The organism is Pseudoalteromonas sp. T1lg23B (genome assembly GCF_002964665.1).
Classification (GTDB): domain Bacteria; phylum Pseudomonadota; class Gammaproteobacteria; order Enterobacterales; family Alteromonadaceae; genus Pseudoalteromonas.
Map to the genome: position 1 here is coordinate 130,505 of NZ_PQBZ01000042.1, position 13,163 is coordinate 143,667.

Here is a 13,163-nt window from a genome sequence, read left to right on the forward strand (position 1 = left end):
AAAACATAAATTAGCACTAAAGTATTACCGCTAAAATTATAATAAGAAAATTCTTTGCAGCTTTGAGCAGGCTTTATTTCACTACAATTAACAAAAAACAACATAACCTCATGATTTTAAATGGTTATATGTAAATTAGTCCCGAGTTTAGTGATAAAATCGGATCGGTGAAATATTTCTGTAACAATCGCGTGTTTAAATCCGCGTCCTTGAAATAAAAACATCATCAAATTGTCATATTTGATGCAGGACAACGAGAAAATTTATGCGAAACACCGCACACTCTGGCTTATATAAATTCTTAAACTGGGCTGCAATTGTTCTATTGGTTTACGCCGTTTTGGTTGCAGTTGGTACAGTCAGTGGTGGCTTTAAGCTTGCCTCTGGTGGCAGCGAAGGCGCCAAAGAAATATTCGCTTTTGCAACAAACCCATTTGTCGCGCTACTGTTAGGTGCACTGGCTACCGCTTTGGTGCAATCATCATCAACGGTGACCTCTGTCATTGTTGGTTTAGTTGCAGGTGGTCTGCCATTTCAATTGCAATTCCCATGGTCATGGGTGCCAATATTGGTACGACCATTACTAACACACTCGTTTCCATTGGCCACATCAGATCTAAAGAAGAGTTTCAACGTGCTTTCGCAGCATCTACAGTACACGACTTCTTCAACTTGATTGCTGTCGCTATCTTTTTACCTTTGGAAATTATGTTTGGGATACTACAGAAGCTCGCCGCAAGTTTGTCGCACATGTTTGTTGGAGACGCCGACCTGTCACTGAAAAGCTATAACTTTATTAAACCACTGGTTAAACCGACAGTTGGTTTGATCAAAGATGCGTTGAGCTTTTTAGATGGCAAGCTACTGGGTATTGCGATGGTAGTAGCTGGTATTGGCCTCATATTATTCTCTGTGACAGTGCTTGGTAAATTGCTTAAAAAAGCATTGGTTGGTCGAGCTAAAGACATACTTCATAGTGCTATCGGACGTGGCCCTCTAGTTGGCATCGGCTCTGGTGCAGCAGTTACGATTATGGTGCAATCGTCTTCAACAACAACAAGTTTAATGATCCCGCTAGCAGGGAGCGGTGTGTTTACTACCCGCCAAATCTATCCATTCACCTTGGGCGCGAACATTGGTACAACGATAACAGCACTACTTGCAGCCACCTCTATCACAGGCCCTGCTGCTGAGGTTGCTTTAACCATCGCTTTGGTCCACGTTATGTTTAATGTATTAGCTGTTGCGTTGATATATGGTATTCCAGTGTTGCGCGAGCTACCTTTGAAATGTGCTGAAAAGCTAGCACAGGTTGGCGCAAATAATAAACCTGTTGCACTGGGCTATGTTCTGGGGTCCTTCTTCATTTTACCGGGCATCATCATGCTGGCCGTAAGATAAGACAACTTATGTTTAGTCTATTAACGCCGCTTCATTAGCGGCGTTTTTGTATTTAATTACCTAAATTACGGCCGTTAATAATTCGTTCAATTATAAAATCATGATACTTTGTCCAACCCAAATAACGGGACAATCGACTCATCGAAAAGGAAAAAAGAATGAACAAACATAAGGCCTTTGGATTTGGGCTAGTAGCCGCCTGCACATCACTATGTAGCGCAAGCTTTGCGGCAAGCCTAACTGAACAGTACCCTGTACGCGATCACGTTCAGCTTAGCGATGGCACGCTTGTGTCAATGCCTTTCCATGTTTCAGGCAATCTTACTACTGCATTTCTATCAATTATCAATTCTAAGCAATCCGCTAAATTTGTTGCTAATAGTGATTTTGAACCAATTGAAATAGAGTGTGATGGCAAAGGTACCAACCAAAGCATCGGAGTCTTGTATTTTCAAGATATTACCAGCAGTCCAGTCGGGCCATATGCTGAAACCGTCAACACGATTGCCGTTAAGCGTAAATCCGCGCCAGCGCTAGAGTTACCCTGTTTACCTGTTCATGCGAGTAATCAGGAAAAAATGACCTATTTATTGTCAGCGCAACAGCTTATGGCACAAGCAAATGCCACTAACATGCAACAGGGCTTGCCATCTGACTACGCCATGTACAATCAGGATCTTGAGCTTAACAGCCGATTAGCGATCCGCGCTGGCATCGAAATTTGGGGCTACCCAAAGTCACTCGCTGATTTGAACTATCGAGTGAGCGAACATTATGTCGATCTACAAGTAAGTAATATTCCCGGTTATACACCCATTATCGAGTTAAGCTACTTAAGAAAAGTTGGCATGCAAACGCCTCTATATAGTGTTGGCGACAATGTTTTACCGCAGCGTTTGCAACCAAGTAGTGACAAGCATCCACAATTATCAGGTGTTTTGAGCTCTGAATCAGGCTGGGTGCAACCTTTCATAGGATACTTCTGGGCAGGCCCATCAAATAGTAAAACAGCCAAAGCGCTTCGTAAGACAGAGTTCTATCCCGTAGCGGTTGTTGAATATACCAATGTAACAGGTACTGCTTTACCTCTGTACACTAAATAGTTGCAACCAGGGGCTTAAGACCTAAGCCCCACACCTCAGCTATATCGCTGTGGTCTAATAATTTTCAACACTTTCCTTTCATTCAAGAATACGCTTAACCACAGAAAAAATACTGCTTGATCTAAATCAAAGCTCTCTATATATTAAAGTTTCAATAATTACTGAAACTTTAGAACAATGATTTTATCTCCAAAAATTGAAAACTTCGTACTTCATTGCGGTGAAATGGGAAGCCGCTGGGGCTTTAACCGAACTATTGGACAAATGGTCGGCCTTCTGGTCATTCACGAACAACCTTTAACTGCCAACGAAATTGCTGAGTCGTTAAAGATCAGCCGTGGCAACGTCAGTATGGGTATCAAAGAACTCCAGTCTTGGCAATTGGTCAAAGTCACTCATATTCCTGGCGATAGAAAAGAATATTACGCTCCCAGCGGCAGTATCTGGGACTTAGCAAATCGAGTTTTTGAGGAACGCAGAAAACGCGAGATCGATCCAACACTTTCTCTACTGCGCGATCAGATCCTTGATGGTCCAAACTCTCCAGAGGAGGAATACGCTCAAAAACAAATCCAAGCAATCCATGACCTATTAGAGACCGTTACAAAGTGGTCAGCAGAATTACAACGTCTATCCCCTGAACAATTGCAGACTCTCATGAAGCTAGGTTCTTCTGTTGGAAAAGTGATTGATTTAAAGGATAAATTACTTAAGAAGTCTTAATCGCCGAGGTGCGTCATGCTTGATACCTTGCTGTTGTCGCGAATACAGTTTGCTGCCAACATTAGTTTCCATATTTTATTTCCTACTATTACCATCGCTTTAGCGTGGTTTTTAGTCTTTTTCAAAGTTAGATACGATCAAACCCAACACCCTGTCTGGCTAAGAGCCTATCGCTTTTGGGTTAAGATTTTCGCCCTGACTTTCGCGCTTGGCGTGGTCAGTGGTATCACTATGTCATTCCAATTTGGTACGAACTGGCCCGGTTTTATGGAAAAAGTTGGCAACATTGCCGGTCCCCTACTTGGCTATGAAGTACTCACCGCATTCTTTATGGAAGCCACTTTTCTGGGGGTCATGCTATTTGGCATGAAACGTGTTTCGCCAAGAATTCACACCCTATCAACTGTCATTGTAGCAATTGGTACCAGCCTTTCTGCATTCTGGATCCTATCTCTCAACTCTTGGATGCAAACCCCTACAGGGTTTGAGATCCGCGATGGGGTTGTGTTTCCAACTGACTGGTTTTTGGTTATTTTCAACCCTTCATTTCCTTATCGACTAGCACATATGCTGTTGGCAAGTGGACTGACAGCATCTTTCTTAATTGCTGGTGTAAGCAGTTATCGGCTACTTAGGGGGGATGACAAAAAGGCACCACACCTAACGTTGAAAGTTTCACTAACGGTTGCGATGTTGCTTGCTCCGCTGCAAATGTTTGTTGGCGACTTACACGGCTTGAACACCTTCGAGCATCAACCACAAAAAGTCGCTGCTATGGAAGGAATATGGGAAACAGAACAAGGTGCAGACATGCTGTTGTTTGCAATTCCCAATGAGAAAACCCGCTCTAACGAATACGAAGTCGCTATTCCTAATTTAGCGAGCTGGATTTTAACCCACGAAAAAAACGGCACGATTCGCGGACTTAACGAGTTCAAAGACGCGACGCCCCCCGTTAAACCCGTTTTCTTTGGCTTTCGAATCATGGTTGGGATGGGAATGTTAATGATTGCCATCGCAGTGTACTTTCGAATCTCTCTTTGGCGTCACAATACACTTGCTTCTTGGCAACTAAAGACACTTGTCGCGATGAGCTTTTCTGGCTGGGTAGCGACGTTAGCTGGATGGTATGTCACGGAAATTGGACGTCAACCGTATCTAGTCTCAGGCGTGTTACGCATAGAAGATGCTGTAACACAGGTCGCAAGCGATAACGTACTCATTTCTCTGATAGCCTATTTGACAGTGTATGTGTTGCTACTTATCGCCTATGTTCGGACGCTTTTTTATACCGCAGACAAATCGGTTGAAGTAGAAGAGTACCAAAAGACCTCAATAGAGGAGAATGTTTATGCTTGATGCGCAAATGCTATCTTTTATCTATGCCTCGTTGATGGCACTGGCAATTTTACTCTACGCCGTATTAGACGGTTACGACTTAGGCGTAGGCATACTACTACCGACTGATAATGAAGAACATGCCGACACAATGATAGCTTCCATTGGACCTTTTTGGGACGCCAATGAAACTTGGCTGGTATTGGCTGTTGGCTTAGCACTCATAGCGTTTCCCGTTGCCCATAGCATGATATTACAAGCATTATATCTACCAATAACGGTTATGCTGATAGGTCTTATCCTTCGGGGTGTTGCATTTGATTTCAGAGCCAAGGCTAAAATCAAACGCAAATCAATGTGGAACCAACTATTTAAAATCGGCTCTATTATCAGTGCATTTACACAAGGTTATATGTTGGGTCTATACGTCATGTCATTTGAGCAAAGTGCTCTAGCCATCGTATTTGCCTGCCTCAGTGGTGTCGGTGTGGTCGCTGCCTATGCTTTGATAGGTGCCGCATGGCTAATCTTAAAAACTGAAGGCAAGCTGCAACAACAAGCTATCGCTTGGTGTCAAATTGCTACGCGTATGGCTTTTTTTGGTGTTGTTGCTGTGTCCGCTATAAACCCAATAATAAACCACAGTGTATATGCACGCTGGTTTGAGTCAGACATTTTGCTGTTACTGTTACCCATGCCTATCATCTGTCTTTGCATGTTTGTTTTACTAGATAGAGTACTTAGTAAACTCAAGGTGCATCCAGATGTTGGCAGTTGGCTGCCATTTCTGATCTCCTGCATGATCTTCATATTGTGTTTCTTTGGCTTGCTCTACAGCTTCTACCCTTACGTGGTGCCTGGTAAGCTAACTATTTTCGAAGCGCTAGCCGCGCCCGAATCGCTAAGGTTTTTGTTCTATGGCGTTGTCGTTGTGGTGCCAACTATCCTAGCGTATACAGCATTTTCATATCGGGTATTTTGGGGGAAAGTTCAGCCACTTTCATATTACTGACATCAATGATTAGTAAAACAGATAGCTAAGAATTCATTACACACTTGTAGGCATCTATGCCGTATCAAAAAGGCAGCATGTTGGAATGCTGCCTTTTTTTTCACAATAAAATGGCACTGAGTTACATTAGCTATTAAGAAGCAAGCGGTGTGCAGTCATAAAGCACCTGCCACGCATCAGGGTTTTGCTCTGGTGATGCCCTAACCCACCAACGAGCTTCATATACTCTGCTTGCATATGTCACTTTATGGCCATTTTGGTAAACACTTTCAGAGTGCCACTGTGGTGCATCGCATTTAGGTGTTAACTCGCCAAAGAAACCCGTAATACTGGCAACTTTGCCATTTTCACTTGTGCCAAAATCCACCCCTTGAGCCAATACCACCGCCCCATTAAACGCACTGATTTTCCAGTTAAAGCGAAAAACTTCACTTCCCTGTGGTCCATGTATATCTATTTCTGACACAAGCTCACCTTTAATCTGCGAAACACCAATCTGCTTCATGTCACTATGAAACCTAGCTATCCATTGATTAATTTTTTCATCGGAATCAATGGTGAAATCTGATGAACTAGGGTCTTTATAGATAAAGTTTGCTGTAACCGAGCGTTTTAAAATATCACGCCTATTCACATCAGATTCTTCTGACCACGCACTGATATATTGTGTAATGCTTTTTTTCAGCCTCAACTTTGTGGATTCATTCGCAGATACCGCAGAAGAGCCCGCTAGAATGACGGGTAGCAAAAACAAATTGATTTTTTTCATGAGTTTCCCTCTGTTATGTGTTTTGCTAACAGTATTATCACTTGTACAGAACTTGCCGTTTGTATAGATAGAGAATGACAAGAAATATATTTATGTAATTTTTTCAATATATTAGTGATGGTTAGTTTAGCTAAGATGACCGAGTTAGTGGCATTGTACAAATGCAAACTACCTAACTTACTTAAGGAAGATTATTCTGATGATAGAAGATTTATATTTGGCCAGCTGCTGTATTGCCCTATTTAGTTCTGGATTGATATTTAAACGTAACAGAAGTACCCAAAACAATCAGCGTTTTCTCCATAGTGGCTTCTTTGCGTTATTATTGATACCGCTAACAGGCTACCTAGGAATGCGCTATGGCACGCTGCCGGATTTTGTCGTCAAGCTATCACAATGCGTGATCTTACTCTTCTGTGCACTTACATTTCTATATTACCAAGGTAAGAAAACGTCACCTTTGCAAATTGCATTACATATGTTGCCATTTACGCTGTTTTACTTTATCCAGCTTAGCGACGTAGCGACAACCTCTCTAGGCTTGATCATTATTTATTTTGTTATTATTTTTAGCTATTTAGCAATAAGCGTATTTGCCTTTTGCTCAGCAACACGCAGACAGTCAAAACGCGAAGTGGCAAACATCGCAACCATTGTCGTGATCGTTTGTTTGGCTGGCATCGTCACTTTTGGTTATTTAAATAGCGCCGCTTGGCTAATCTCACTGTGGCATACCTTAAATCTACTGATCTGCTGTTATATTACGATTAGCGCTTTTAGGGCGGTGTATGGTGATTCAAGAAGTGAAAATGTGGAAAGAAACAACATACCTAAAGCTCCCAAAGAGCTGCTACTAGACAAAGAGACCGCAAACGACCTATCACAACAATTACTGCTGTTATTCACCGCTAATAAAGTATATCTCGATAATTCACTGTGCCTGAAAAAGTTATCTTTGTTGCTGAACTTAACAACACATCAAACCTCCGAGTTGCTAAATGTGCACATGAAGACCAGTTTTTATCGACTTTTAAATCGCTATAGAGTGCTACATGCTTGCGAGCTGCTAAAAAGTCCAAGTAACACTCACACGATAACAGAGATTATGTATAACAGCGGATTTAACAACAAGAATACATTCTATAAGGAGTTTAAGCAGCAAACGGGCGCATCGCCGAGTATGTGGATAAAACACCACACATCCGCTCCAAAGGCGTTTAGAAGGCAGTATTCTTAGACGTTTTGAAAGGTTTTTCCTGAAAGGTTTTGCTTGAAAGGCCGGAACTAAGCCCGGCCTTATCGAGTGTCTTATAACTTGGGGTAAGCTATCCTGTCTGACAGGTATCCAACACTTGTTGCAAAATAGTATGAACGGTTCCAATGCATCAAGGCCTTATAGTTATCATAGGCAAGATACATGCGACCGTTGATATCGTCAGGCATTACCAATGCAGCGGTAACATCTACTTTTGGTAAATCTGAGCCATCGGCACGACGTAAGCCTAGAGCTTGCCAATCAGCCAAATTGCGCTCTGATTGTTGCCAGTAATCAAGCCACTCTTTACGTGTTTTCGTGCCGCGCTTGAGAATGTACTTACTATCAAAGTCTTCAGGGAGCTTGACCTGTCTACCCCAAGTCAAGTTGTCGTTCCAACCAGCCTGCTTAAGATAATTAGCGATTGACGCAAACGCATCAACCTCTGTGGTCCAAATATCTTTGCGGCCATCTTTATCATAATCAACCGCATATGAATTAAAGGAGGTAGGCATAAATTGGGTCTGTCCCATCGCCCCTGCCCAAGAGCCTTTGAAATCTTCAAGCGTAATATGACCCGACTTTAAAATGTCTAACGCAGCCCACAGCTGACGTTTGTAAAGCGCTTCTCGACGTCCGTCAAATGCTAGGGTAACCAAGGCGCTAATCACTGGATAGCCACCTTGGATACGCCCAAAGTTACTTTCAAGTCCCCATAGCGCCACGATAAATCTTGCCTGTACACCATACTCTTTGGCAATTTTTTCTAAAATATCTCGGTGCTCTTTATACAGCTTACGTGCCTGATTGATTTTCCATTGTGGCACACGCTTGGGTAAATAGGTTTCTAGGGTCTCAACAACCTCAGGTTGATTTTTATCTTGAGTAATTACTTTTGGCTTAAACTTTGCGGTAGCAAATGCGCTATCAATTAACGCTTGATCGTAACCTTTGGCTTGAGCTTCAACTTTTAAGTCAGCAACATACTGATCGAATTTTTCTTGTGTGTTAGCCCAAACAGAACTTGTCAGACACAGTGCGCCTATAAGCACTGATAACTTTTTAATCACTGGACACTCCATTTTCTGTTTTAAATTGATCTAAAAGATTTTCTTCTGGTGGAGGAAGCTGTAAGTAAAATCCTTCACTGCTTAACTTCTCCTTAACCAGTGCAATATCTGCTGTTCCTAGCTTGTCTCGTTTTGCTAAATTAAACATCATTACAAACTGTGGTCGGCCAAACATGTTCATTAATGGCTCTGGCACTTTAGTAAAATCGTCGCGCTTTTCTACATAAAGGTAGGTATCAGCTTTTTTTGAGCTTTTATATACAGCAGTGAGCATTATAACCCTATAAATTCTTGCTTATGTCTAAACGGCACTATACCATGACACTCATTGTATTTGGAAAGTTTTGCGACTTACAAACGTTTATAATACGGGGCCAAAATAACAATTACGCCCTGACAGACTCATTTTTCTATTCCACATAAAAAGAATTAATAAGAGACTGTTAAAGTATTAAGTATGCATTTTATAGAGCGCTTATGTCAGAACAAACATTTGAGTTAAAAGGGAACCTTTTTACCCTGTCTGTATTGCACTTGTTCTCAGTTGACATCAAACAACTTAGCAAGGCACTTGACGAAAAAATATCTCAGGCACCTAAATTTTTTATCGGTGCACCCATTGTCATTAATCTCGCCAAATTACAGGATGCCGATGTTGACTTCGTCACCTTAAAGCAAACACTTATTGATTTACAACTAAATCCTGTTGGTATCTGCAACGGCTCTGAGCAACAAAATGAAGCTGCTAAATCAGCGGCATTGTCTGTTTTAAACTACAGTAAAGACAATGCAAAACCAACCGTCGCTAAAACTAACGGCGCGGAAGTGGTTGAAGTTGAGAAAGAAGTTTATTTACCACCTCAGATTGTTCAGGCAACCGTCCGTTCAGGTCAACAAATTTATGCTAAAAACAGAGATTTAATTGTAATGGGTGCGGTGAGTCACGGTGCGGAAGTAATAGCTGATGGCAATATTCATATTTATGGTACTTTAAGAGGCCGAGCTATTGCTGGGGCTCAAGGGTACGATGACGCTGCAATTTATTGTCAGCGTCTTGAAGCCGAATTGGTTTCTGTTAATGGCAGCTACTGGATCAGTGACTCTTTACAAGGAGAGCATTGGGGCCAGGCAGCACAAGTAAAACAAAAAAATGATTCATTAGAAATAACAGCTTTGGTCAAAGGATAAATCACATGGCAAAAATTATTGTCGTAACTTCGGGTAAAGGCGGTGTAGGCAAAACTACGTCTAGCGCAGCTATTGGTACTGGCCTTGCACTTAAAGGCTACAAAACAGCCATCATCGATTTTGATATTGGCCTTCGTAACTTAGATCTAATTATGGGTTGTGAACGTCGAGTCGTTTATGATTTTGTGAACGTTATCAATGGTGAAGCTAATCTAAATCAAGCAATGATCAAAGATAAGCGTGTAGAGAAGTTATACATACTTCCTGCATCACAAACACGCGACAAAGACGCATTAACTAAAGATGGTGTGGAACGCGTTTTAAACGAAATGAAAGACAACTTTGATTTCATCATCTGCGACTCGCCTGCAGGTATTGAAGCCGGTGCCATGATGGCATTGTATTTTGCTGATGAGGCGATTGTAACGACTAACCCAGAGGTGTCATCGGTTCGAGACTCAGATAGAATTCTCGGTATTTTACAAAGCAAATCAAAACGCGCTGAAATGGGTTTAGAACCTGTAAAAGAGCATCTACTACTTACCCGTTATAATCCTGAGCGTGTTGCAAACGGTGAAATGCTATCTGTAGAAGACGTGCAAGAGATTCTTGCTATCGACTTGCTCGGTGTTATTCCAGAATCCAAAGCCGTACTTAACGCGTCTAACTCGGGTCAACCTGTTGTTCTTGATAGTGAGTCAGATGCAGGTCAGGCCTATAGTGATGCAATTAATCGTTTATTAGGTGAAATTATCGACTTCCGTTTTCTTGATGTAGAGAAAAAGGGTTTATTAAAACGGATTTTTGGAGGTTAACGTGTCATTACTTGACTATTTTCGTTCAGAGAAAAAGAGTAGCGCATCGCTTGCCAAAGAGCGTTTGCAGATAATCGTTGCCCATGAGCGCTCGAAAAGAGGCACACCTGATTATCTGCCACAACTCAAGCAAGATATTCTTGATGTGATCCGTAAATATGTGAAAGTTGATTCTGATGCGGTAAACGTTCAGTTTGAACAAAATGAAGATGATTTAGCTGTTTTGGAGCTTAATGTCACCTTACCTGATGATGACAAAGAAACGAAATAACTAAATAGTCATTTATAAAATCTACCTGCTAGCTAGAAGAAATCATCGCCAGCAGGTAGGTATTGATTTTTAAAGTCAATGTATCTGACTTTAACTCTTAAACCCTAACTATAACAGCCAGCATCTTATTTTTGTGCACAATACAACCGAGCACTTTGATTGCAATATCTCGAATCTATGTTCATCCATCCATAACGCGATTGAGTTGCCTTTCCAACATATGCTTTACCAGGGTCGTTATACGTTCGAAGGCACGACTCAGTATGCCCTTGATTACCACCTGGCGAAGAGTTCGTCCAAACATATGGATTACTGGTCACTTGATTTAAGTTCTCATCAATATCAATGGCAGCCAATGTGTGGTTGCGTATAAAATCTTCCTTGTCATTCGCAACCTTTGTTCCATCTAGCAAATAATAAGCATGAGAATAAGAAATAGATCGAATGGCTAAGTAGCCGTCTCTTAGAGCAATAATCGCCCCATAGGTACCTTCTGGTGCATTCTCAGATGCGTCTGCAGCGGTTTGGCATATAGCATCGACTTCTTCTCGACGCATATCAAACACTTCATAACCTGATATATCTTGGCTTGTCACAAAGATTGCCTTGCCACCTTGGGGGATTCTCTGGATGAGATCATCTGGATTTACCTCCCCTTTTACTAGTAACGTCCATCTCTGGCTGTCTGTTATCGGGCTTGAATTTTCGCCAGTAACATTGATATTAGTTGTAGCAATAAATAGATCACCACTGCTTCCTTCCCTTACCACTTGACCTGTTGAGTAGCTTGCAGTTGGCGACCAAACAAGATTATTGGTATCAATATTGAGCGTTCCAACATAGTCATTTGCATAGACTGTTGATACCGCGCAAACAAAGGTGCAGGTCGATAATAGTCTTTTGATTGTCATATTCATTCCTTGTGCATGTTAGCTATAGCATTGCTACTGTACCATACCTGTAACGGGTACAAAAGAAATTAAATATCACAACTTAAACCCATGTGGCTCGCTAAGCCACACTCATATGATAGTCTTTTCGACCTTAACGCCTTTGACTTAACTAAACATCCCAATCTGTGAGTTCATCCTTAACTAGCTCATAGCGCCAAGGCTGCAATAAATCAGGCTTAAGTAAACTCGCTCTTTCTTCAGCCGTTTTTTTCCAATTCCAACTAATTAATTGATTAACTTGCTTTTTCGATGCCAATACATCAGCAGGTATGTCATTACTCTCAGCCACATGCTTGATCTTAGCCGTTAGCTCTTTTGCTGCTTTTTTGTAATTGGGATAATCTATCAAGCGTAATAATTTTTGCGGACATTGTGGTTCCGATATTGATTTCCCCTTTTCTATGCAGGCTAAAATCTCCTTACCTGAGCGATTAACTTCCATCGCTTCAATACCTGGAACATTGCGCAATCCGCTCAGTGAGGTTGGACGGCGTTTAGCAATTTCAACCATGTTATGTTCTTTCAATACAAAACTAAGTGCCAGATTCTTCTTCTCAGCTTTGTTGCGCCTCCATGCGGCAAGCTCTTTTAGCACTGCTAAATCTCGTGGCTTTAACTGCCAAGCATTTTTGATATCCAAATAGACTTGGTCATCGGGAACCATAAATGCACGCTTCTTAGCGACCAATTCACTTTCAGCTATCACAATATCAGTCAAACCACGTTCGCTTATTTGTGCATAGATAGATTCAAAACATGGCATTAAGTAAAATACATCAGACGCTGCATAGTCTAATTGTTTTTGAGTCAGAGGTCTTTGCAACCAATTTGTACGAGACTCACTTTTATCTATTTCAACTTCTAAGATAGTGTTAACCATATTAGCAAACCCAACACAGTTCCCCTTCCCAAGCACTTGAAGAGCAAATTGGGTATCAAAAATGGGAGCCGGTACAAAGCCCGCAAACTTTTGGAATACTTCTATATCTTCAGAGGGCGAATGGAGTACCTTCAACACCGATGGGTTTTTAAAAATATTCCACAGTGGAGATAGATCCAATTCTAGCAGAGGGTCTATCAGGGCAAGTCGATTCTGGGCGTACACCTGAATTAAAGCTACTTCTGGATACAAAGTACGACGACGCATAAATTCCGTATCTAAAGCAACTACCTGTGCATTTGAGATATGTTTGGCAAATTCATTTAGTTCGAATTGTGATTGAATTACTTGATACTGCACTGCGTCTCCTGGACATTTTATTGCA

Annotated in this window: 13 protein-coding genes and 1 pseudogene; 9 read left to right on the forward strand and 5 right to left on the reverse strand. The window is 41.5% G+C overall.

The window, feature by feature from the left end; genetic code table 11:
• Positions 1–265 precede the first annotated feature (265 nt).
• The 5 genes and pseudogenes from C2M32_RS17120 (at position 266) to C2M32_RS17140 (ending at position 5,577) form a co-directional block, all read left to right on the forward strand.
• Positions 266–1,401 (forward strand): annotated as a pseudogene (locus tag C2M32_RS17120) (Na/Pi symporter).
• A gap of 158 nt (positions 1,402–1,559) precedes the next feature.
• Positions 1,560–2,504 (forward strand): hypothetical protein, encoded by a 945-nt coding sequence (locus C2M32_RS17125; protein WP_105169538.1) that lies wholly within the window; start codon positions 1,560–1,562, stop codon positions 2,502–2,504.
• Positions 2,505–2,681: 177 nt separating this feature from the next.
• Positions 2,682–3,227, forward strand: a complete 546-nt coding sequence (locus C2M32_RS17130; protein ID WP_070992735.1) for a GbsR/MarR family transcriptional regulator — start codon at positions 2,682–2,684, stop codon at positions 3,225–3,227.
• Between the two features lie 15 nt (positions 3,228–3,242).
• Complete coding sequence (locus C2M32_RS17135) at positions 3,243–4,586, forward strand: cytochrome ubiquinol oxidase subunit I (protein ID WP_105169539.1); 1,344 nt, start codon at positions 3,243–3,245, stop codon at positions 4,584–4,586.
• A complete protein-coding gene (locus C2M32_RS17140; protein WP_105169540.1) occupies positions 4,579–5,577 on the forward strand; it encodes a cytochrome d ubiquinol oxidase subunit II in 999 nt (332 codons plus the stop codon). The genes C2M32_RS17135 and C2M32_RS17140 overlap by 8 nt, the downstream gene beginning before the upstream one ends.
• A gap of 133 nt (positions 5,578–5,710) precedes the next feature.
• Here C2M32_RS17140 and C2M32_RS17145 read toward each other — a convergent pair whose 3' ends face one another.
• A complete protein-coding gene (locus C2M32_RS17145; protein WP_105169541.1) occupies positions 5,711–6,346 on the reverse strand; it encodes a hypothetical protein in 636 nt (211 codons plus the stop codon).
• Positions 6,347–6,545: 199 nt separating this feature from the next.
• Here C2M32_RS17145 and C2M32_RS17150 point away from each other — a divergent pair, with 199 nt between their 5' ends.
• A complete protein-coding gene (locus C2M32_RS17150; protein ID WP_105169542.1) occupies positions 6,546–7,583 on the forward strand; it encodes a helix-turn-helix domain-containing protein in 1,038 nt (345 codons plus the stop codon).
• A gap of 71 nt (positions 7,584–7,654) precedes the next feature.
• Here the strand turns inward: C2M32_RS17150 and C2M32_RS17155 are convergent, their stop codons facing one another.
• Together C2M32_RS17155 and C2M32_RS17160 are read right to left on the reverse strand one after the other, a co-directional pair.
• A complete protein-coding gene (locus C2M32_RS17155) occupies positions 7,655–8,671 on the reverse strand; it encodes a lytic murein transglycosylase (protein WP_105169543.1) in 1,017 nt (338 codons plus the stop codon).
• Positions 8,664–8,945 (reverse strand): YcgL domain-containing protein, encoded by a 282-nt coding sequence (locus C2M32_RS17160; RefSeq protein WP_105169544.1) that lies wholly within the window; start codon positions 8,943–8,945, stop codon positions 8,664–8,666. The genes C2M32_RS17155 and C2M32_RS17160 overlap by 8 nt, the downstream gene beginning before the upstream one ends.
• Positions 8,946–9,148: 203 nt before the next feature.
• Between C2M32_RS17160 and minC the strand changes: the two genes are divergently transcribed.
• The 3 genes from minC to minE are packed head-to-tail and all read left to right on the forward strand — an operon-like array spanning position 9,149 to position 10,945.
• The gene (gene minC / locus C2M32_RS17165) at positions 9,149–9,859 is read left to right on the forward strand and encodes a septum site-determining protein MinC (RefSeq protein ID WP_105169545.1); all 711 of its coding nucleotides are present in this window, start codon (positions 9,149–9,151) and stop codon (positions 9,857–9,859) included.
• Between the two features lie 5 nt (positions 9,860–9,864).
• Complete coding sequence (gene minD / locus C2M32_RS17170) at positions 9,865–10,674, forward strand: septum site-determining protein MinD (protein ID WP_105169546.1); 810 nt, start codon at positions 9,865–9,867, stop codon at positions 10,672–10,674.
• 1 nt (position 10,675) lies between these two features.
• Positions 10,676–10,945, forward strand: coding sequence for a cell division topological specificity factor MinE (gene minE / locus C2M32_RS17175; protein ID WP_105169547.1), 270 nt, complete (start codon positions 10,676–10,678; stop codon positions 10,943–10,945).
• Between the two features lie 125 nt (positions 10,946–11,070).
• Here the strand turns inward: minE and C2M32_RS17180 are convergent, their stop codons facing one another.
• Both C2M32_RS17180 and rnd read right to left on the reverse strand, forming a co-directional pair.
• Positions 11,071–11,856 carry a hypothetical protein gene (locus tag C2M32_RS17180; RefSeq protein WP_105169548.1) on the reverse strand — a complete coding sequence of 262 codons (786 nt, stop codon included), beginning with the start codon at positions 11,854–11,856 and terminating at the stop codon, positions 11,071–11,073.
• 151 nt (positions 11,857–12,007) lie between these two features.
• Complete coding sequence (rnd, locus tag C2M32_RS17185; RefSeq protein WP_105169549.1) at positions 12,008–13,138, reverse strand: ribonuclease D; 1,131 nt, start codon at positions 13,136–13,138, stop codon at positions 12,008–12,010.
• Positions 13,139–13,163 lie beyond the last annotated feature (25 nt).

Bases quoted from the DNA above. Each gene is read 5' to 3' on its own strand.
- C2M32_RS17180 (WP_105169548.1), bottom strand. From the start codon at position 11,856: ATGACAATCAAAAGACTATTATCGACCTGCACCTTTGTTTGCGCGGTA.
- C2M32_RS17130 (WP_070992735.1), top strand. From the start codon at position 2,682: ATGATTTTATCTCCAAAAATTGAAAACTTCGTACTTCATTGCGGTGAA.
- C2M32_RS17135 (WP_105169539.1), top strand. From the start codon at position 3,243: ATGCTTGATACCTTGCTGTTGTCGCGAATACAGTTTGCTGCCAACATT.
- C2M32_RS17145 (WP_105169541.1), bottom strand. From the start codon at position 6,346: ATGAAAAAAATCAATTTGTTTTTGCTACCCGTCATTCTAGCGGGCTCT.
- C2M32_RS17150 (WP_105169542.1), top strand. From the start codon at position 6,546: ATGATAGAAGATTTATATTTGGCCAGCTGCTGTATTGCCCTATTTAGT.
- minC (WP_105169545.1), top strand. From the start codon at position 9,149: ATGTCAGAACAAACATTTGAGTTAAAAGGGAACCTTTTTACCCTGTCT.
- C2M32_RS17140 (WP_105169540.1), top strand. From the start codon at position 4,579: ATGCTTGATGCGCAAATGCTATCTTTTATCTATGCCTCGTTGATGGCA.
- C2M32_RS17125 (WP_105169538.1), top strand. From the start codon at position 1,560: ATGAACAAACATAAGGCCTTTGGATTTGGGCTAGTAGCCGCCTGCACA.
- minD (WP_105169546.1), top strand. From the start codon at position 9,865: ATGGCAAAAATTATTGTCGTAACTTCGGGTAAAGGCGGTGTAGGCAAA.
- C2M32_RS17160 (WP_105169544.1), bottom strand. From the start codon at position 8,945: ATGCTCACTGCTGTATATAAAAGCTCAAAAAAAGCTGATACCTACCTT.